Raw genomic sequence first — 19753 nt, forward strand, 5'->3', positions numbered from 1 at the left:
CTCCGTGGCGAATAGCTTTCACCGCTTCGGTACGGCCTCAGTGAAGGAATGGTTATGCGAACAACTGGAGCCCACGTCGCGCCCGGCGAGGTCGCCAAGCGGCGCCGGCGCACCACCCGGGTCGCCCTGGCTGCCGCGGTCGCCGCCGCGCTGGGCGGAAGTGGCATCTACATCGCCAACGCGAGCGCCGCCGAGACCGTGGTGCCGGGCCGGGTGCAGGCCGAGGCGTACGCCGCCCAGTCCGGCGCGCAGGTCGAGGGGACCGGCGACGCCGACGGCGGGAAGAACGTCGGCTGGCTCGCCGCCGGGGACTGGCTGCGCTACGACAACGTCTCCGTGACCGGCGCCGGCCTGTCCGCCCGGATCGCCTCGGACAACGCCGCGGGCGGCGCGATCGAGCTGCACCTGGGCTCGCAGACCGGCGCGCTGCTGGCGACGTTCCCGGTCGCCCGTACGGGTGGCTGGCAGACGTGGACGACGGTCACCGCGACGGCGAAGTCCGTACCCGCGGGGCAGCAGACCGTTTTCGCCGTGCTCAAGAGCGCGCAGGCCGGTGACTTCGTGAACGTCAACTGGTTCACGTTCGGCGCGGCGGCCACCGCTACGCCGGTGCCTTCCACGCCCGCACCCGCCCCGACCACCTCCGCCCCGGGTGGGACGCCCTCCGGTGACGGCTGGGTGACCATGGACCAGGCCAAGTGGAAGGCGCAGCTGGCCGCGTTCGACGCGATGAAGCCCAAGCCCGTGCCGGCCGGCAACGTACGGGTGCCCGAGTTCAACGCCTCCTGCACGGTCAGCCACTCCAAGCCCGACGACCCGATCGTCTTCCCGGGCATGTCCGGCGCCTCGCACATGCACACGTTCCTGGGCAACGACAGCACCGACGCGAACACCACGACCATGACGCTGCTGGCCAACGCCGGGTCGAGCTGCAAGCCCGGCGAGGACCGTTCCGCGTACTGGGTGCCGGAGCTGCAGGAGAACGGCAAGGCCGTCAACCCGCACGGCGTCACGGTCTACTACGGCTCGCGCCTCAAGGACCCCACCAGGACCGTGCCTTTCCCGCAGGGCTTCCGCATGATCGTCGGCGACGCCAAGCGGCAGGTGGACACCCCCAAGGGCGCTCCCGGCCAGTTCTGGTGCGCCGGGGCCGGCGGTGAGGTCGGCCGCAGCGCCGACGGCAACTGGCCGGTCTGCGCCAAGACCGCCGAGCTGACCTTCCAGCTGACCTTCCCGGACTGCTGGGACGGCGTGCACCTGGACAGCCCCGACCACAAGTCGCACGTCGGCGGGACCGGCCCGGACGGCACCTGCGCGAGCGGCAAGTTCCCGGTGGCGATCCCGTCGCTGTCCTTCGTGATCGGCTACCCGACCTCGGGCAGCACGGCCGGCTTCAAGCTGTCGTCGGGCAACGCCTCCTCGATGCACGGCGACGCGTTCTTCGCCTGGGAGGACGCGGCGCTGGGCAGCCGGGTCAAGAACTGCATCGTCCAGAAAGCCAAGTGCGACTCGTTCGGCAACTTCTAGGTCGGCACCACCGGGCGCCCCCGATCCCCAGGGGGCGCCCTCATCCCCAGATAGAGAAAAGCAACGGCCCCCGTTTCCCCGCGGGGGCCGTTGCCAGGTCCGGGCCGAGTTCCGTGCGGCCGGCGCGCAGACCGATACGGTACGAGGAGAGGGGTGCGTTCCGGGCCAGCCATCGCAGTGAGGGGAGTCGCCGACCGTGACCGAGATTCTGTCCGACGAGGCCGTGGCGTTCGTAGCTGACCTGAACCGGCGGTTCCGCCCGCGGCGCAACGAGCTGCTGGCCGCCCGCGCGGCCCGGCGCGCCGAGATCGCCGCCGGGGGCAGCCTCGGGTTCCTGGCCGAGACGGCCGGCGTGCGCGCGGGTGACTGGCAGGTGCCGGCCGCACCGGCCGACCTCACCGACCGGCGGGTCGAGATCACGGGGCCGACCGAGCGCAAGATGACCATCAACGCCCTCAACTCGGGCGCCAAGGTGTGGCTGGCCGACCTGGAGGACGCCAACACCCCGCACTGGTCGAACGTGGTCGACGGCCAGCAGAACCTGTACGACGCGATCCGCCGAACGATCCGGCTCGAGACCGACAAGAAGACGTACGAGCTGGGCGACGGGCCGTACCCGACCATCGTGATGCGGCCGCGCGGCTGGCACCTGGACGAGCGGCACCTGCCGGTGGACGGCGAGCCGGCCGTCGGGGCGCTGGTCGACTTCGGGCTCTACTTCTTCCACAACGCCGCCGAGCTGCTCAGCCGGGGCAGCGGGCCGTACTTCTATCTGCCCAAGATGGAGTCGCACAAAGAGGCGGCGCTCTGGAACGACGTGTTCACGTACGCCCAGGAGGCGCTGGGCATTCCGGTCGGCAGCATCCGGGCCACCGTGCTGATCGAGACCATCCCGGCGGCGTTCGAGATGGACGAGATAATCCACAGCCTTCGTCCGCACCTCTCGGGGCTCAACGCCGGGCGCTGGGACTACCTGTTCAGCATCATCAAGTACTTCCGGGACAACCCGGCGATGGTGCTGCCCGACCGGGCCGCGGTGACGATGACCGCGCCGTTCATGCGGGCGTACACGGAGCTGCTGGTCTCGACCTGTCACCGGCGGGGGGCCTTCGCGATGGGCGGCATGGCCGCCTTCATCCCCAGCCGCCGCGACCCGGCGGTCAACGAGGTCGCCCTGGCCAAGGTCCGCGAGGACAAGGAACGCGAGGCCGCCGACGGCTTCGACGGCTCCTGGGTGGCCCACCCCGACCTCGTGCCGGTCTGCCGGGAGATCTTCGATCGGGTGCTCGGCGACCGGCCCAACCAGCTCGACCGCCGGCGCGACGACGTCAGCGTCGACGCGGCACAGCTGCTCGACGTGGCGGCCACCGGCGGCGCGGTGACGGAGGCCGGCCTGCGCGGCAACGTCTCGGTCGCCCTGCAGTACCTGGAGGCCTGGCTGCGCGGCAACGGCGCGGTCGCGATCAACAACCTGATGGAGGACGCGGCCACCGCGGAGATCTCCCGCTCCCAGGTCTGGCAGTGGATCCACAACGGGGTACGCCTGGACGACGGCACCACGATCACGGCCGACCTGGTCGGGCGGATCGAGGACGAGGAGCTCGCCCGGATCCGCGCGGCGCTGGGCGACCAGGCCTGGGCGGGCAGCCGCTTCGACGACGCGCGCAAGCTCTTCGAGCGGGTGGCCCTCGCCGACGACTTCGCGGACTTCCTGACGACGGCCGCCTACGACTCGATCGACTGACGATGCGGCTCAGCGACGACGACTACGCCGCCCTGGACGACCGGCTCGCCGCCCACGACAGGTTCCTCGCCGCCCGGTATCCGGGGGAGCGGACCGGGCGGCAGCCGGTGCACACGGTCTACATCCCGGCCGACCGGATCGGCGGCTTCCGGCAGTGGGGCGCCCAGGCGCTGGCGGCGCTGGACGAGTGCCCGCCGCTGCCGTTCCCGGCCGCGCTGGCCGACCGGGTCCGGGCCAAGCTGGCCGCCGAGCCGATCGAGGACCTGCGGATCGACTTCGAGGACGGCTACGGCGTCCGCGACGACGACCAGGAGGACGCGGCGGTCAAGGCGGCCGTGGCCGTGCTGGCCGAGGGCCCGCGCCCGCCGTTCGTCGGGATCAGGATCAAGTCGCTGGAGGCGGCCACCCGGCACCGCTGCCTGCGCACCCTGGACCTGTTCCTGGCGCTGCACCAGGAGCCGTTCACGGTGACCCTGCCCAAGGTGAGCGGCCCGGACCAGGTCACCGCGATGGTCGCGCTGTGCGAGACGCTGGAACGCGGGTACGGGCTGGCCGCCGGCGCGCTGACGTTCGAGATCCAGATCGAGCTGCCGGCGGCGGTGCTCGGTGCGGACGGCACAGCGACCGTGGCCCGCCTCATCACCGCGGCCGGTGGCCGGTGCACCGGCCTGCACTACGGCACGTACGACTACAGCGCGGCGGCCGGAGTGGCGGCGGCGTACCAGGCGATGGACCACCCGGTCGCCGACTACGCCAAGGCGGTCATCCAGGCGGCGGCGGCCGGCACCGGCGTCCGGCTCTCCGACGGCTCGACCAACATCCTCCCGGTGGGCTCGGACGTGGCCGTCCACGACGCCTGGGCGCTGCACCACCGCCTGGTCCGCCGCTCCCTGGAACGCGGCTTCTACCAGGGCTGGGATCTGCACCCGGCGCAGCTGCCGACCCGCTTCGCGGCCACCTACGCCTTCTTCGCCGACGGCGTCGACGCGGCCTCGATCCGCCTGCGCCGGTATCTGGACCGGCAGTCGGGCGGCATCCTCGACGAGCCGGCCACGGCCCGGGCGCTGGCCGGCTACCTGCTGCGCGGGCTGGACTGCGGGGCCCTGGACGACGCCGGTTTCACCCGGGAGGAGCTGACCGCACTGCTCTGAGCGGCCGGGGGCTCAGCCGCCCGAGGTGCCGCTGGACAGCCCCGAGCCGGTGCTGCCGCGGCCGACGACGTTGGTCTTGACGGTGCCGTTGCCGACCTTGCCGGTCGCCGGCAGCTTGAACGCGCGCCGGGCCGCCCGGTCGCCGGCCGAGAAGGAGTCGCCGCCGTCCAGGTACGTGCCCGGCTTGAGGCCCCGGGCGTAGCTGGAGGAGTGGTACAGGAAGAACGACGAGGTCTCGTCGGCGTCGGCGCAGTTGTCCTCGTCGACGATCTCGCCGTCCTCGTCGGCGCAGTAGAACACCTCGTCGACCGGCCCCTGGTCCTCCTCCTCCTCCTCCTCCTCGTAGTACTCGTCCTCGTCGTCCACTTCGCCGGTGTCCGCCACCGCGTCCGAGCCCGGGCCCGCGGCGTAGCCGTCGTAGGTGTAGCCGGAGTCGTCGGAGTCGTCGTAGGTGGTGTCGCAGGCGGCGGTGCCGCCCGCGGCCAGAGCGAGGAACGCGGCGGTCAGGGCCACCTTGCGTGAGGCCATACGGCGGGTCGGCACGGTCGGCACTCCACGTCCCCCTCGGGTCAGGCGTCGGGGGCTGCGCCCGCTGCGCGATCTTTATACCGGCCGCCGGCGCGCCGCTCAGCCCCGATGATCCGCCCGGTCGGGAACCGGACACCCGATTGTGATCTTGTGGCGCGGCTTCACCCGACGTAGCCGTGTGGCAACAGTTGGCGGTTAGGCTCGGCCCATGGTCGATCTGGTGGTGCGGTCCCGTCGTGCCGTCGTCGGTGGCGCCGAGCAGCCCGCCGCGGTCTCCGTCGTCGGGGGCCGGATCGTCGCCGTCGACGACTACGCGGCCGTGCTGGAGGCCGCCGAGGACGTGGACCTGGGCGACCTCGCCCTGCTGCCCGGGCTGGTCGACACCCACGTGCACGTCAACGAGCCCGGCCGCACCGAGTGGGAGGGCTTCGCCACCGCCACCCGGGCCGCGGCCGCCGGCGGGGTCACCGCCATCGTGGACATGCCGCTCAACAGCCTGCCGCCGACCGTCGACGCTGACGCGCTGGCGGTCAAGCAGGACGCCGCCCGCGGTCAGATCCACGTGGACGTCGGCTTCTGGGGCGGCGCGATCCCCGGCAACACCGGCGCGCTGCCCGGCCTGCACGCCGCCGGGGTGTACGGCTTCAAGGCCTTCCTGGCCGACTCCGGCGTGCCCGAGTTCCCGCCGCTGACCCCCGACCAGCTCGGCGAGGCCCTGCGCGCGGTCGACGCCCAGTTCGTGGTGCACGCCGAGGATCCCGACCACCTGCACGCCGCGGTGGCCTCCCCGGCGTACGCGGACTTCCTGGCCTCCCGGCCGCCGGACGCCGAGCACGCCGCCGTCGCCACCGCGATCGAGGCCGCCCGCCTCACCGGCGGGCGCGTGCACATCCTGCACCTGTCCGCCGCGAGCGCCCTGCCGCTGATCGCCCGGGCCAAGGCGGACGGCCTGCGGGTCACCGCCGAGACCTGCCCGCACTACCTGACCCTGGACGCCGCCGAGATCCCGGCCGGCGCCACCGAGTTCAAGTGCTGCCCGCCCATCCGCGACGCCCCCAACGCCGACCGGCTCTGGGCCGCGCTGGCCGAGGGCCTGATCACCTGCGTGGTCAGCGACCACTCGCCGTGCACCCCCGAGCTCAAGCGGCAGGACACCGGCGACTTCGCGGCGGCGTGGGGCGGCATCGCGTCGGTGCAGCTCGGCCTGCCGGTGGTCTGGACGGCCGCCCGCACGCGGGGACACACCCTGGCCGACGTGGTGAGCTGGATGGCCCGGCGCCCGGCCGACCTGGTCGGGCTCACCGGCAAGGGCCGGATCACGGTGGGCGCGGACGCCGACCTGGTCGCCTTCGACCCGGCCGCGGACTTCACCGTCGATCCCGTACGGCTGCACCACCGCAACCCCGTCACGCCGTACGCGGGCAAGGTCCTGACGGGGGTGGTCCGCACGACCTGGCTGCGCGGACGGACCGTGACCGGCGACGCCCCCCGCGGCGTCTTCCTGACCCGGGAGGGTTCCTGATGGAGGAGTTCACGCTGCTGCCCGACCTGGCGTCGCGCACCTTCGGCGGCGGGGTGGTGTTCGCCAACGACGAGTTCTTCGCCGCCGCCGACCATCTCGTCGAGCCGGCCCGGCCGGTGTTCGCGCCGCGGACCTTCGGGCACAAGGGCCAGGTGTACGACGGCTGGGAGACCCGGCGGCGGCGCGAGCCCGGGCACGACACCGCGATCATCCGGCTCGGCGCGCCCGGCATCGTGCACGGCATCGACGTCGACACCGCGTTCTTCACCGGCAACTACCCGCCGTACGCCTCGGTCGAGGGCGCGGCGCTGGAGGGCTACCCGGATCCGGTCCAGCTGGCCGAGGCGCACTGGGTGCCGCTGGTGCCGCGCTCGCCGCTGGTCGGGGACAGCCAGAACCTGTTCCCGGTCGACTCCAGCCAGCGCTACACCCACATCAGGCTGAACATCTACCCGGACGGCGGGGTGGCCCGGCTGCGGGTGCACGGCGAGGTCGTGCCCGACCCGCGGCTGCTGCCGAGCGTCTTCGACGTGGCCGCGGCCGAGTACGGCGCCCGCATCGCCGGCTGCAGCAACATGTTCTACGGCCACCCGCAGAACATGATCTACCCGGGCCTGGCCCGGTCCATGGGCGACGGCTGGGAGACCTCCCGCCGCCGCGACGAGGGCAACGACTGGGTGCTGGTGCAGCTGGCCGTGCCGTCGGTGATCGAGCTGGCCGAGCTGGACACCAGCCATTTCAAGGGCAACGCGCCGGGCAGCGCCACCCTGCGCGGCATCGACGCCCGCACCGGGCTGCTCGACGACCCGACCGACTGGTTCGACCTGCTGCCCCAGGTGCGGCTGTCCCCGGACACCCGGCACCGCTTCGGGGTGTCGGTGGTCCCGGTCGCCACCCACGTGCGGCTGGACATCTTCCCGGACGGCGGCATGGCCCGGCTGCGCCTGCACGGCCGCCCGGACGGCGCTGTCCTGCGCGCCCGCTTCGAGGCCGTGACCTAGGGGCTGCCTCGTGCCTGTCGGGCGGCAGCCTCGCGGCGTGGACCGGCCTCGTCAGGCGAGCTCGACCAGGCCGGTGTGGTCGTCCAGCGGCAGGTCTCCGCCGGCCACCGCGGTGATGACCAGCTCCGGCATGGTCAGCAGACCGGACAGGGTGGTGGCCAGCGCGGTGTCCGCCGCGTCCCGGCCGGTGGCGATGCGGATCAGGCTCGGCCGGGGAGCCAGGCCGGTCGCGTCCCAGACCTGCCACCGGCCGTCCAGCGCGGTCTCGACCACCAGGTGGAAGTCCATCGGGGACAGCCCCGGCGCGTAGACCGCCGCGACCCGGGCCGGCACGTTCATCGCCCGGCACAACGTGGTGACCAGGTGGGCATAGTCGCGGCAGACGCCCCGGCCGTCGAGCAATGTGTCCGCCGCGTCGGTGCTCGGCCCGCTGCTGCCGGCCTCGTAGCTGAGGTGGTCGTGCACCCAGTCGCGGATCGCCCGGACGGTCGCGGTGGCGTCCGGCAGGCCGCTGAACAGCGTGCCCGCGAAGCCGGCCATCTTGTCCGACGGGCAGTACCGGCTCGGCCGCAGCGCGACGATCCGGTCCAGCTCGGTGACGTCCGCCGGGACCGGCCGGGCGACGGCCACCTCCGCCGCGTACGTGACGGTCAGCCGGCCCTTGGGAGCCCGCACGTAGTGCTGGCGACCGGGCAGCTCCACCGCCTCCACACTGCGGCCGTCGCTGGACAGCGACAGGGATTCCGACACCGGATCCGCGGCGGCGATCAGCAGGACGAGCTCGGCGGGCGCGGTGACGTCGAAGACGAGCGTGGCACCGACCTGGGAGTTGTTCACGGACGTCACGGTAGCCGGATCCGGATGTCGTCCGGATTACGGCGCGGGGCGGCGGAAACGCGGTCGCCCGATGCCGGCCCGGCCGTTACCGTCCTGGCGTGGGCCGAACCGTGACGCTTGTCCTCGTTGATGCCGCCGGTGCGATGCTCGGCGCCCTGCCACCGGTCGAGGTGGAGCTGCCCTGGTGGCCCGAGGCCGCCGACGTGGTCGCCGCCACCCGGGAGCGGCACGGCCTCGACGTGCAGGTGTTGCGGCTGCTCACGGCTGATCGTCCGGCCCAGCCCGGCGGCCACGTCACGTACCTGGCCCAGGTCTTCGAGCCGCCCGGTGTGCCGCTCGCGCCGGCCGACGCCGACCTGACACCGCACCCGCTGCGCGCCCCGTACGCCGTACCCGGTGGACCGGCCGCCTCGGTGGCCTGGGCGCTGGCCGCGCTCGGCCGCGACGACGTGACCCCCGTGCAGCAGCGCACCTGGAACCTGTCCATGATCTGGCACTTCGACGCCGCCGGCACCCCGGTGGCCTGGCTCAAGCAGGTCCCGCGGATGTTCGCGCACGAGCCCGCCGTGCTGGCGCTGCTGGCCGGCTTCGCGCCCGGGCTGGTGCCCACGGTGCTGGCGTCCGCCGCCCCGGGCCGGATGCTGCTCGCCCACGTGCCCGGCGAGGACCGGTACGACGCCGGCGAGGAATTCTGCGCGGCCGTCGCCGCGGACTGGCACCCGGCCCAGGTGCACTTCGCCGGCCGGGTCGCCGAGCTGCTGGCGGCCGGCGTGCCCGACCGGCGCTTCGACATCGACCGGCTGGCCCGGGTGGCCGAGCCGTTCCTGGACGAGATCGACGGGCTGGCGGCGGTGCTCGACGCGCTGCCGGGGCGGATCGCCGCGATCGAGGCCTGCGGACTGCCCGACACTTTGGTGCACGGCGACCTGCATCCCGGCAACGTACGCGCCGACGGGGAGACCCGGGTGATCGTCGACTGGGGTGACTCCACGGTCGCCCATCCGGCGTACGACATCCTGCGGCTCTGCGAGGGGCTGGAGGAGCCCGGCAAGGTGCTGCAGGAGTGGGCGCAGCGGTGGCGCTCGGATGTGCCCGGCGCCGACCCCGAGCGGGCCCTCGACCTGATCAGGCCGGTCGCCGAGCTGCGCTCCGCCGCGCTGTACGCCGAGTTCCTGGACCGGATCGAGCCCGCCGAGTGGCCGTACCACCGGGCCGACGTGCCGGCGCGACTGAGCGCCGCGGCCGCCGCGGCCGTACGGTGGTGGGGTGACTGACCTGCGGCGACGCTTCGTGGAGCAGCTCCGTCGCAACGGCGCCCCGCTGACGCCCGAGCTGGCCGCCGCGTTCGCCGCGGTGCCCCGGGAGCTGTTCGTCGCCGAGGGCTTCCAGCGCCGCGACGGCTCGTGGGCCCGGCCCGGCACGGCGGGTTTCCGCGACGCCGTCTACCGCGACGACGTGCTGGTCACCAAGGTCGACGACCGGGTGGCGGTCAGCTCGTCCAGCCAGCCGTCGCTGATGGCGATCATGCTGGAGGGCCTCGAGGTGCGGCCCGGCGCCCGGGTGCTGGAGGTCGGCGCGGGCACCGGCTACAACGCCGCGCTGCTGGCGGCGCTGGGTGCCCGGGTCACCAGCGTGGACGTGCAGGCCGACGTCGCGGAACGCGCCCGGGCCGCGCTGGCCGCGGCCGGGGTCGAGGGCGTACGGGTGCTCACCGGTGACGGCTACGCGGGCGCGCCGGGCGAGACCTTCGACCGGGCGATCGTGACCGTCGGGGTCGCCGGGGTCTCGCCGCAGTGGCTGGCGCAGACCCGGCCGGGCCCGATCGTCGTGCCCGTCGAGCACGCCGGCACGCACCCGGTGCTGGCGGTCCACGGTGCCGGGGAGGGCCCGGTCACCGCGACGGTGATCTGCCCGTCCGGGTTCATGAGCGCCGCCGGCCCGCTGACCGCCGCCCATCCGCGCTCCCACCCGCATCCGGTGCCGACCGGCGCGCTGACCGCGTTCGCGCCGTTCGCGCCGCCGCGCTGGGACCCGCCGCTGGGCTCGTACGCCTACCGTGACCTCTGGTACGCGGCCGGCGTGTGGAGCAGCCGGGCCACCCACGCGGCGCTGCCCGACCGGGACGTCAGCGGCGTGGTTCTGCTCGACGAGCCGGGCACCGGCGGCGCGGCGATCCTGCCGGACGGCTCGGTCCTGGCCGGGGGAGACCAGGCGATCGGGTACGGCGAGCAGGCGGTCGCGATCATCGACCGCTGGGAGGCGGCGGGCCGGCCGTCGATGCGTGCGTGGCAGATCACCCTCGAGCTGACCGGCGACCCCGGGGCACCGATCTGGGCCCCGGCGTCGTGGTCGCTGCGTCCCGCGCCCGCCGGCGGCTAGTCCGTTCGCCTGAGCCGGGTCCAGCCGTCCCAGCCCCGCTCGCGCATCAGCTCGACCAGCCGCGGCACCCGCGGATCGGACTCCGCGGCCAGATTGTCGATCAGGTCGAACGGCACCTCGTCCCGCCACGTCTCGCCGAGATCACCCTCGCCGGCGGCGTACGCCCGGTCCAGCAGCCCGGCCATGATGTCGGCGATCTCCGGCAGGCGTGACTCGTCGGCGGGGTCGCCGTCCGCGACCTCCGACAGCACCCGGTAGAGGCGGACGAACTGCGGATTCTCCAGCTCGGTCAGCTTGGCGGCGATGGCCCCGGGGATGTACTCGGGCCAGCGGGCGGCGATCAGGATCCACCCGTCCCGCTCACCCTCCAGCATCCGCTGGGACACCCCGATCTCGCGGAGCCGGTCGAGGTAGCAGGTCACGTCCGCTGACAGCACCAGGCTGTCCCCGGCCGCGAGCTGGGCGATCCGCTTGCGGCTGCGCTCCAGCCGTTCGATCTCCTCGCGCAGGTCGTTGTCGATCTTCTCGACGGCGTCGGCGAGGGTGTCGGCGTCGGCCCGCAGCATCAGCCCGATCTGCGACAGCGGTACGCCGGCGTCCGCGACAGTGCGGATCTTGATGAGGGCCACGACTGCCGCCGCGCCGTACCGGCGGTAACCCGACGCGTCCCGTTCCGGCTCGGGCAGCAGCCCGATCTGGTGATAGTGCCGCACCGCCCGCACCGTGACGCCGGCGTACGCCGCCAGCTGGCCGATCGTGAGCATGGTCCGATCCTCGCTCAGCTGATCCGGCGGCGGTAGGTGCGCATCGCGAAGGCCACGGTCACGACCAGGATGCCGACGCACCAGGCCAGGGCGGTCCAGATGTCCGAGCCCACCGGCTGCTCGGCGAACAGGGCCCGGAGGGTGTCGACGATCGAGGTCACCGGCTGGTTCTCGGCGAAGGCGCGTACCGGGCCCGGCATGGACTCGGTGGGCACGAAGGCCGAGCTGATGAACGGCAGGAAGATCAGCGGGTAGGCGAACCCGCTGGCGCCGTCCACCGAGCTCGCGGTCAGGCCGGGGATCACGGCGAGCCAGGTCAGCGCCAGGGTGAACAGGACCAGGATGCCGGCGACCGCGAGCCAGCCCAGCACCCCCGTACCCGACCGGAAGCCCATCACCAGGGCGACCAGCAGGACCACCACGAGCGAGATCAGGTTGGCGACCAGCGAGGTCAGCACGTGGGCCCACAGCACGGAGGCCCGGGCGATCGGCATCGACTGGAACCGCTCGAAGATGCCGCCCTGCAGATCCTGGAACAGCCGGTACGCGGTGTAGGAGATGCCCGAGGCGATCGTGATGATCAGGATGCCGGGCACCAGGTAGTTCACGTACGAGGCGGTTCCGGTGTTGATCGCGCCGCCGAGTACGTAGACGAACAGCAGCAGCATGGCGATCGGCGTGACCACCGTGGTGATGATGGTGTCGGGGCTGCGCACGATGTGGCGCAGCGAACGGCCCAGCAGGACGGCGGTGTCGCCGAAGAAGTGCTTGTTCATCGCTGTTCGCCCTTCGTGGCGGTGCCGACCAGAGTGAGGAAGACGTCCTCGAGCGTGGGCTGCTTCTCGACGTACTCGACCTTGGCCGGCGGCAGCAGCCGCTTGAGCTCGTCGAGCGTGCCGTTCACGATGATCCGGCCCTCGTGCAGGATCGCGATCCGGTCGGCGAGCTGCTCGGCCTCGTCGAGGTACTGGGTGGTGAGCAGCACGGTCGTGCCGCCCGCGGCGAGCTGGCGCACGGCCTGCCACACCTCGAGGCGGGCCTGCGGATCGAGCCCGGTGGTCGGCTCGTCGAGGAAGATCACCGGCGGGTCGCCGATGAGGCTCATCGCGATGTCCAGCCGGCGGCGCATGCCCCCGGAGTACGTGCCCACCCGCCGGGCGCCCGCCTCGGTCAGCGAGAACCGCGCCAGCAGGTCGTCCGCGATCGTCCCCGGATTCCTGAGGTGCCGCAGCCGGGCGACCAGGACGAGGTTCTCCCGGCCGGTGAGGATCTCGTCGACCGCGGCGAACTGCCCGGTCAGGCTGATCGACCGGCGGACGTCGCCGCCCTGGGTCGCGACGTCGAACCCGTTGACCGTCGCGCTGCCGGCGTCGGTCTTGAGCAGGGTGGAGAGGATCCGCACCACCGTGGTCTTGCCGGCCCCGTTCGAGCCGAGCAGCGCGAAGATGCTGCCCCGCGCCACGTCGAGGTCCACGCCGCGCAGCACGCGCAGCTCCTTGTACGACTTCTCCAGGCCCCGCAGCCGGATCGCGGGCTCGTTCATGGGTGAGGTGCTCATGGCGCCCAGGGTCCAGGGTTGACGCAGCGTCAGGGTCAAGCGTTTCGCGGATCAGGCGCGCAGATAGGCCAGGACCGCCAGCACCCGGCGGTTGGTGTCCTCGGCCGGCGGCAGATCCAGCTTGGCCAGGATGCTGCCCACGTGCTTGCCGACGGCCGCCTCGGTCACGAACAGCCGGGCCGCGATCGCCGAGTTCGAGTGGCCCTCGGCGACCAGCCCCAGGACCTCCCGCTCGCGGGGGGACAGCGCGGCCAGCGGGTCCTTGGGCCGGCGCAGCAACCGGCGGACGACCTCGGGATCCACCACCGTGCCGCCGCCGACCACCGTCTGCAGCGAGGTCATGAACTCCTGCACGTCGACGACGCGGTCCTTGAGCAGGTAACCGACCCGCCGGCCGTCACCGGTGTCGAGCAGCGCGGCCGCATACTCCTCCTGCACGTACTGGCTCAGCACGACGACCGCCAGGCCCGGCTGCTCCCGGCGCAGAGTGACCGCCGCCCGCAGGCCCTCGTCGGCGAAGGTCGGTGGCATCCGGATGTCGGTGATCACCAGGTCGGGCCGGTGCTCGGCGGCCGCCGCGAGCAGCCCGGGGCCGTCACCGACCGCCGCCACCACCGCGCAGCCGAACCGGGACAGCACCCCGACCAGGCCCTCGCGCAGCAGCACACCGTCCTCGGCCAGCACCACCCGGATCAGCTCTGCCACGGAAGCTCCACCCGGATCAGGGTAGGACCACCCGCGGGACTGGCCAGCAGCAGGCGGCCACCGACGGCGGCCACCCGGTCCGCGAGCCCGGTCAGCCCGGTGCCGTGGGCGGGGTCGGCGCCACCGTGCCCGTCATCGCGTACCTCCAGGACCAGCATGTCGCCCGCCTGCGCGAGCAGCAGATCGGCGCGGCTCGCCGCGGCGTGCTTCACCACGTTGGCCAGGGCTTCCGAGGCCGCGAAGTAGGCCGTGCTCTCCAGGTGCGGAGCCGGACGGTGCAAGCCCTCGGCGACCGTGACCGTGACCGGCAGCGGCGAGCGGACCGTCAGCTCCCGCAGCGCCGCGGGCAGACCCAGATCGGCCAGCGACTGTGGCCGGATGCCGTGGATCAGCTCCCGCAGCACCACCATCAGCTCCTTGGCCTCGTCGTGGGCCTGGGCCAGCGGCGCCGCGGCCGGCGAGTCCGCGGGCACGTCCAGCCGGGCCATGCCGAGCTGCAGGGTGAGGCTCGTGAGCCGGTGCTGGGCGCCGTCGTGCAGATCCCGCTCGATGCGCCGCCGCTCCGCCTCGAACGCGTCCGCCAGCCGGGCCCGCGACTGGGCCACCGCCCGCAACGCCGTGCCGTCCCGGTCGCCCAGCAGCGCCCGGGCCGTGGCGGCCTGACCGGCGGCGATCAGGCCGAGCAGATAGATCAGCACCGGGATCAGCAGCAGCCCGACGATCGCCAGCGGGATCGCCTGCCCGAGGGTGCTGACCCGGAACACACCGAACTGCCAGCTGTCCGTGCCGGAGGCGGCGAACAACGGACTCACCAGGAACGCGAAGTCGATCAGGGCGAGGAAGGCGTACATGCCGTAGACGACCGGGACGATCAGGCCCAGGAAGGCGCCGTAGAGGACCTCGCGCCAGGTGGCCGCCTCGGTGTAGCGGACCCGGAGCCAGGTGATCGGGTCCGTGCGCAGCGGCCGGTGGGCCGACTGCACGGGCCGCTGGTCGATCAGGGCCAGCCGGCCCCGTTCGATCGCGGCGAGCGGGATCGCGACCAGCGGTCCCGCCCCGGCGAACATCGCCAGGGCGGTGACCATCACGAACAGCAGCGGGCCGTCGATCACCCGGCCGTCGTTGAACCGCAGGCCGGCGGCCAGCCAGGGCAGGATGAGCGTGCCGAGCCCGACGCCGACGACGCCGGCGAGGGGCAGGGTGGTCAATCCGTAGAGGATCGCGCGCCACGGGCCGGACGAGAGCAGGTAGTGACGGCTGCGGAGGGCTTGCCAGGGAGTCTCGATTGTTGACACAGCGTCACGGTAATGACCGCCGCGGGGTCGTTCCCAGCCGTCCACGGCTACACCCGGGGTATGCCTGGCACTACCAGGTGCCGGCCCGGCGGGCCCGCCACGGCCGTCCGTCCGGGTCATAGATGAGCCGGTACGCCGGGACGGCCCACAACCGCTGCCACCAGGGCAGGCGCTCGGTCTCGTGGGGCACCAGCCGGCCCGGGGGACGGGGGCCCCGCTCGCCGTTCGCATGCCAGTCCCGCAACGCGTCGGCGGCGGCGCTGATCGTGCGCACCGCGTCGTCCGGGTCGATCAGCCCGTCGTCGTCGGTGCGGTCCAGGTGCTCACGCATGAGGGCGAGCCGCAGGTCACGTGCGTACCGGCGGGCGCCCTCACCCTGACCGGCCGGATCCAGCGGCTCCCGCTCGTCACGGGTGTTGTCCAGCACCGCGCACGACAGCTCACTGTCGTGGGTCCACGAACGACGGTTGAAGTTGTCACTGCCCGTGCTGGCCCAGACGTCGTCGGCCACGCACACCTTGGCGTGCACGTAGACCGGGGTGCCCGCGTGGTTCTCCACGTCGAAGACGTGCACCCGGTCCGGGGCGGCCTTGCGGCACAGCTCGATGGCCTCCTCGCGGCCGACCTGGTTGGGCGGCAGGGCGAACCGGCCGTCCACGTCCGGGTGCCGGGGGACGACCGCGACCAGGTGCAGATTCTCGTTGTCGTTGAGCGCGTCCGCGAACAGCTGGGCGACCTCCTTGGACCACAGGTACTGGTCCTCGAGGTAGATCAGCCGGCGGGCCCGTTTGATGGCTTTGGTGTAGCCCCGGGCGATGCTCTGCTCACCCAGCCGGGCGAAGCCGTACGGCGGGCGCATCGCCGGATAGGTGCGCAACACCTGGATGTCGTAGGGACCGCACTCGGGCGGATCCGGCGGCTGTGGCGGGAGCTCGTCGGCGTGCAGATCGGCGCCGCGCAGCTTGTCCTCGATCGTGGAGATCGGGCCGTGCTGGTCCAGCGGCACCTTGTCGGTCCAGCGCTCACGGAAGGTCAGATCGAGCGCGCCGACCACCGGGCCGCGCAGGGCCAGCTGGACGTCGTGCCAGGGCGGGTTCTTGCCGTACGCCTTGGCCATCGCGATCGGCTGCGGGTCACCGTGGTGGTCGGCGTCGTCGCGGCGGCTGTGGCACAGGTCGATGCCCCCGGCGAAGGCGATGTCCCGCTCCGGCTCGTCCGGGTGACGGATGATCACCAGCTTCTGGTGGTGCGAGCCGCCGCGGCGTACCCGCTGGTCGAGCAGCACCTCACCGCCCGCGGCGGCGATGTCGTCACCGAGGCTGCGGTTCTCCTCCTCGCTGTACGCCAGCTTGTCGACGTGCGAGCGCCAGAGCAGGCCCTTGACCACCACACCGCGCTTGGCGGCCGCGGCGAACAGCTCGGCGATGGTCGGCCCGTCGTCACGCATCCGCTCGTCCGGGTCACCCCGCCAGTCGGTGAAGAACAGGTGGTCGCCCTCACGCAGCGCTTCCACCTCGTCCACCAGCCGGTCGAAATACGTTCTTCCGTGAATAAGCGGTTCGGCGGTGTTTCCCGTGCACCAGGTGGGTATGTCGGAGTCCGGGTTGCCACGCTCGTCCGCGGTCAGGAACCAGTCCTCCAGTGGCACGGGGCAGCCCTTCCGAGGTCGACGACGCCCTCACCGTAGGCCCCTGGACGGCGGAACGCACGCTGAAGCACGCGTCCCCGAGTGAGACGGGAAACACTCCATGACCACTGAGCCTCTGACCACGACCGCCACCCCGGCCGACGCGGCCGCCGCCTCGGAGCGTGGCCTGCTCATCGCCATGCTGCTGCTGGTGCTCGCCGGCGTGGGCGCGATGCTGCTGATGTCCTGAGCTGCCGATACCGAACCGTTGTGGCATGTGACGGATATGGGGCAGCGCCGGTTGGCGCGCCTGGCCCATACTCGTCGGCATGACGGGGGATCCGGGGTACAGCAGCGCAGTCATCGAGGTCCCGCAGGCGGAGGCGGCAGCAGGGACCAGCCGGACCGTCTGGTCGCCGACGCACGGCCCGCTCAACGTGGTGGTGCCCCCCGGCACCGTCGACGGGGCGGTGGTCTGGGTGCAGAGCCCGACCGCCGGCAACGTCGCCGTGACCATCCGGGTGTCGTCACCGTTCCCGCCGCCGCAGCCCTACCCGGGTGCTCCCGCGGCCGGTCCGGGTTACCCGCCGCCGCCCGGCCAGCCCTACCCCGGCCAGCCTCATCCCGGCCAGCCCTTCCCGGGTCAGCCGTTCCCCGGCCAGCCCTTTCCCGGCCAGCCCCAGCCCTTCCCCGGCCAGCCCCAGGCTTTCGCCGGGCCGCCGCAGGCCGCGCCGCGTAACAACAAGCGCAACGCCGTGATCGGCGGCAGCCTCGTCGTGCTGCTCGCCCTGGGCTGCTGCGGCATCGTCCGCGTCTTCAGCGGGGGCGACGACGACAGCCCGCAGGCCGGCAGCCGCAACGGCGTGGCCGCGACCGCCGGCAGCACGGGCCCGAAGTCCACCACCCCGCTCGCCCCGGAGCAGTACGCCCAGGTGCTGGCGGCCTCCGACACGGCGATCGGCACAAGCTTCCGCAAGCTCGCCACCGCCGACAGCGCGGCCTTCGCCAAGGCGGCGCCGGCGGCCGTGACCACGATCCGCGCCGAGGCCGACAAGCTGCGCGCCGTCCAGCCACCCGCCGCCGCGGCGGCCGCGCACGGCCAGCTGACCCTGGAGCTGCAGAGCCTCGGCGACATGGTCGACGAGTCGGCCTCGGCCAAGCAGGAATGCCCGGCCGCCTCCCCGTGGGCGACGGTCCTGCAGTCCGGCTGGGCCGACGGCATCCGCGAGGACGCGAAGAAGCTGGCGGCCGCGGACCCGGCGTTCAAGTTCGGCACGTTCCTGCCGGCGGCGCCCAAGGAAAGCAAGCGCCGCCTCAAGAACGGCACGTTCATCACCCGCACGAGCACCGGCGGCTCCGGCCACCTGAAGATCAAGAACGGCGCGGACGACACCACGGTCAGCCTGGTCCCGGCCAAGGGCAAGAAGCCCAAGCCGGTCCTGACCGTGTACGTCCGAGGCGGCGGCACCTTCACGGCGAAGGGCGTGCGCGACGGCACGTACCGCGTCTACACGGCGTCGGGCGAGGACTGGGACAAGGGCAGGAAGGGTTTCACCCGGGACTGCTCATTCAGCAAGTTCGACGACACGTTCAAGTTCAGCACGACGTCGTTCTCGGCCTCGATCTGGACGATCACCCTGACCCCGGTGATCGGCGGCAACGCCTCGACCAGCGACGTCGACCCGAAGTCCTTCCCGAACTGACCGGCGCTCCCGGCCCTGCCGGCCCGCGCTAGCTGTTGCGACACGACACGTTGTTCTAGGCGGTGAGGCGGCTGATCGGTGGGCGTCCTCCGAGGGCTGAGTGGCTGCGGGCAGTGTTGTAGTACTCCAGCCAGGTGTCCAGGGCGTGGGTGCGTTGCTGGCCCAGGCGCGGGCATAGGCCCATTCGGTTTGCAGAGTGCGGTTGAAGCGTTCGGCTTTGCCGTTGGTCCAGGGTCTGCCGGGTTGGATGAACCGGAGGCCGATACCCAGCTGCTCGCAAGCGGTGATCCAGCCCCGGCCGATGCGGTAGCTCTTGGCGTTGTCGGTCAGGACCCGCTGCACGACCACGCCGTGTTCGGCGAACCAGGCCGTGGCGCGGGTCAGGAATCCTGCGCAGGCGGCGACGCGCTCGTCAGGCAGGACCTCGGCGTAGGCCAGCCGGGTGTGGTCATCGACTGCGACGTGGACATAGTCAAACCCGTTACTACGGCCGCGGACCTGCTCACTGCGCCCGTGCAGCCGCCAGCCACCACCGTCGGGCACCCGGCCGGGCTTCTTCACGTCCACGTGCAGCAACTCGCCCGGACACGCGCGTTCGTAGCGGCGTTCGCTGTGCCGGCGGTTGCGCACCAACTCACCGGTGAGCCGGTCGACATCGACCAGCCGCGGTAGTCCGGCCCGGCGGATCACCGCACCGATGGTCGACGCCGTCAGCCCCAGAAGGCCCGCCAGCCGCACCGGACCGGCATGCTCGCCGATCCGCGCCGCCACGATCCGCGCCGTCACCTCCGAGGAGGTCAACCGGGCCAGGCGATGCGGTCGCGACGAGCGGTCCACCAGACCGGCCGGACCCTCGGCGCGTCCCACCGAGACCTCCGGATCGAAACGGCGACGTCAAGCACCGCCACTCCTTCCGGAGGTCTCCCTTTCGATCAAGACACCACGCCGAACATCAACAACGTCTGTGGTCAGTACAGCTAGCCGGGCCGGTGCGTTTGCTGGTGCGGGGTATGGGCGTCCAGGCCGAAGCCGGCTTCGCGGGCATCGATGAGCTCGTCCCAGTGCTCGCGGGCCCAGGCGCAGGCGGCGTTCATCGGCTCCAGCATGCTGACGCCCAGCGGCGTCAGCGCGTAGCCCTGACCCTCGGCCCGGCAGACGAGACCGTCACGTTCGAGGCCGCGCAGTGAGCGGGTGAGGGTCCGTGCGGTGACCCCTGGCAGCGGCACCCGTAGCTCCGAGAAGCGTCGCGGCCCGCCCTCCAGGCAGCGGAGGATCATGCCCGCCCACTTGTCCCCGAAGCGGATCGGGGTGAGAGTCGTCGGGCAGACCGGGTCGAACATGTCCGGCTCGAGCGGCGCACGCATCGGTCCACGGTAACGGCCCGGCCGGTATCCCGGGGGATACCCAAGCGG

The 19753-nt window shown here is 72.7% G+C and carries 18 protein-coding genes and 1 pseudogene; 9 read left to right on the top strand and 10 right to left on the bottom strand.

Annotation, left to right across the window (positions count from 1 at the left end; genetic code table 11):
• Positions 1 to 54: 54 nt before the first annotated feature.
• The 3 genes from AB0C12_RS30475 (at position 55) to AB0C12_RS30485 (ending at position 4422) form a co-directional block, all read left to right on the top strand.
• Positions 55 to 1527, top strand: a complete 1473-nt coding sequence (locus AB0C12_RS30475; protein WP_360553282.1) for a DUF1996 domain-containing protein — start codon at positions 55 to 57, stop codon at positions 1525 to 1527.
• A 196-nt stretch (positions 1528 to 1723) separates the two neighbouring features.
• Entirely contained in the window at positions 1724 to 3271 is a 1548-nt protein-coding gene (aceB, locus tag AB0C12_RS30480) for a malate synthase A (RefSeq protein ID WP_360553283.1), read from the top strand.
• Positions 3272 to 3273: 2 nt separating this feature from the next.
• A complete protein-coding gene (locus AB0C12_RS30485) occupies positions 3274 to 4422 on the top strand; it encodes an aldolase/citrate lyase family protein (protein WP_360553284.1) in 1149 nt (382 codons plus the stop codon).
• Positions 4423 to 4434: 12 nt separating this feature from the next.
• Here AB0C12_RS30485 and AB0C12_RS30490 read toward each other — a convergent pair whose 3' ends face one another.
• Positions 4435 to 4965: a hypothetical protein gene (locus AB0C12_RS30490; RefSeq protein WP_360553285.1), complete on the bottom strand. Its 531-nt coding sequence runs from the start codon at positions 4963 to 4965 to the stop codon at positions 4435 to 4437.
• A 193-nt stretch (positions 4966 to 5158) separates the two neighbouring features.
• On the opposite strand from AB0C12_RS30490, the gene allB reads away from it, so the two are divergent.
• A complete protein-coding gene (gene allB, locus AB0C12_RS30495) occupies positions 5159 to 6472 on the top strand; it encodes an allantoinase AllB (RefSeq protein WP_360553286.1) in 1314 nt (437 codons plus the stop codon).
• Positions 6472 to 7473 carry an allantoicase gene (gene alc / locus AB0C12_RS30500; protein WP_360553287.1) on the top strand — a complete coding sequence of 334 codons (1002 nt, stop codon included), beginning with the start codon at positions 6472 to 6474 and terminating at the stop codon, positions 7471 to 7473. Before allB ends, alc begins: the two co-directional genes overlap by 1 nt.
• A 51-nt stretch (positions 7474 to 7524) precedes the next feature.
• Here the strand turns inward: alc and AB0C12_RS30505 are convergent, their stop codons facing one another.
• On the bottom strand, positions 7525 to 8310 hold the full coding sequence (locus AB0C12_RS30505) for a transglutaminase-like domain-containing protein (RefSeq protein WP_360553288.1): 786 nt from the start codon (positions 8308 to 8310) through the stop codon (positions 7525 to 7527).
• A 98-nt stretch (positions 8311 to 8408) separates the two neighbouring features.
• Here AB0C12_RS30505 and AB0C12_RS30510 point away from each other — a divergent pair, with 98 nt between their 5' ends.
• On the top strand, positions 8409 to 9584 hold the full coding sequence (locus AB0C12_RS30510) for an aminoglycoside phosphotransferase family protein (RefSeq protein WP_360553289.1): 1176 nt from the start codon (positions 8409 to 8411) through the stop codon (positions 9582 to 9584).
• Positions 9577 to 10689: a methyltransferase domain-containing protein gene (locus AB0C12_RS30515; RefSeq protein WP_360553290.1), complete on the top strand. Its 1113-nt coding sequence runs from the start codon at positions 9577 to 9579 to the stop codon at positions 10687 to 10689. Before AB0C12_RS30510 ends, AB0C12_RS30515 begins: the two co-directional genes overlap by 8 nt.
• On the opposite strand, the gene AB0C12_RS30520 is transcribed toward AB0C12_RS30515, so the two are convergent.
• From AB0C12_RS30520 to AB0C12_RS30545, 6 genes are all read right to left on the bottom strand, one after another.
• Complete coding sequence (locus AB0C12_RS30520; RefSeq protein ID WP_360553291.1) at positions 10686 to 11453, bottom strand: MerR family transcriptional regulator; 768 nt, start codon at positions 11451 to 11453, stop codon at positions 10686 to 10688. The genes AB0C12_RS30515 and AB0C12_RS30520 overlap by 4 nt on opposite strands.
• Positions 11454 to 11467: 14 nt before the next feature.
• On the bottom strand, positions 11468 to 12229 hold the full coding sequence (locus tag AB0C12_RS30525; protein WP_360553292.1) for an ABC transporter permease: 762 nt from the start codon (positions 12227 to 12229) through the stop codon (positions 11468 to 11470).
• Positions 12226 to 13011: an ATP-binding cassette domain-containing protein gene (locus tag AB0C12_RS30530; RefSeq protein ID WP_360553293.1), complete on the bottom strand. Its 786-nt coding sequence runs from the start codon at positions 13009 to 13011 to the stop codon at positions 12226 to 12228. Before AB0C12_RS30530 ends, AB0C12_RS30525 begins: the two co-directional genes overlap by 4 nt.
• A 51-nt stretch (positions 13012 to 13062) precedes the next feature.
• Positions 13063 to 13716 (bottom strand): response regulator transcription factor, encoded by a 654-nt coding sequence (locus AB0C12_RS30535; protein WP_360553294.1) that lies wholly within the window; start codon positions 13714 to 13716, stop codon positions 13063 to 13065.
• Positions 13704 to 15011 (bottom strand): sensor domain-containing protein, encoded by a 1308-nt coding sequence (locus tag AB0C12_RS30540; protein WP_360553295.1) that lies wholly within the window; start codon positions 15009 to 15011, stop codon positions 13704 to 13706. Before AB0C12_RS30540 ends, AB0C12_RS30535 begins: the two co-directional genes overlap by 13 nt.
• A 70-nt stretch (positions 15012 to 15081) precedes the next feature.
• Entirely contained in the window at positions 15082 to 16659 is a 1578-nt protein-coding gene (locus tag AB0C12_RS30545; protein WP_360553296.1) for a phospholipase D-like domain-containing protein, read from the bottom strand.
• A 100-nt stretch (positions 16660 to 16759) separates the two neighbouring features.
• Here AB0C12_RS30545 and AB0C12_RS30550 point away from each other — a divergent pair, with 100 nt between their 5' ends.
• On the top strand, positions 16760 to 16888 hold the full coding sequence (locus tag AB0C12_RS30550) for a hypothetical protein (protein WP_360553297.1): 129 nt from the start codon (positions 16760 to 16762) through the stop codon (positions 16886 to 16888).
• 79 nt (positions 16889 to 16967) lie between these two features.
• Positions 16968 to 18341 (top strand): hypothetical protein, encoded by a 1374-nt coding sequence (locus tag AB0C12_RS30555; protein ID WP_360553298.1) that lies wholly within the window; start codon positions 16968 to 16970, stop codon positions 18339 to 18341.
• A gap of 55 nt (positions 18342 to 18396) precedes the next feature.
• On the opposite strand, the pseudogene AB0C12_RS30560 reads toward AB0C12_RS30555, so the two are convergent.
• Together AB0C12_RS30560 and AB0C12_RS30565 are read right to left on the bottom strand one after the other, a co-directional pair.
• Positions 18397 to 19208: pseudogene (locus AB0C12_RS30560) on the bottom strand (IS481 family transposase).
• Between the two features lie 110 nt (positions 19209 to 19318).
• Positions 19319 to 19705, bottom strand: coding sequence for a helix-turn-helix domain-containing protein (locus AB0C12_RS30565; protein ID WP_360553299.1), 387 nt, complete (start codon positions 19703 to 19705; stop codon positions 19319 to 19321).
• Positions 19706 to 19753: the final 48 nt, after the last annotated feature.

This window comes from Actinoplanes sp. NPDC048967, from assembly GCF_040649415.1.
Classification (GTDB): domain Bacteria; phylum Actinomycetota; class Actinomycetes; order Mycobacteriales; family Micromonosporaceae; genus Actinoplanes.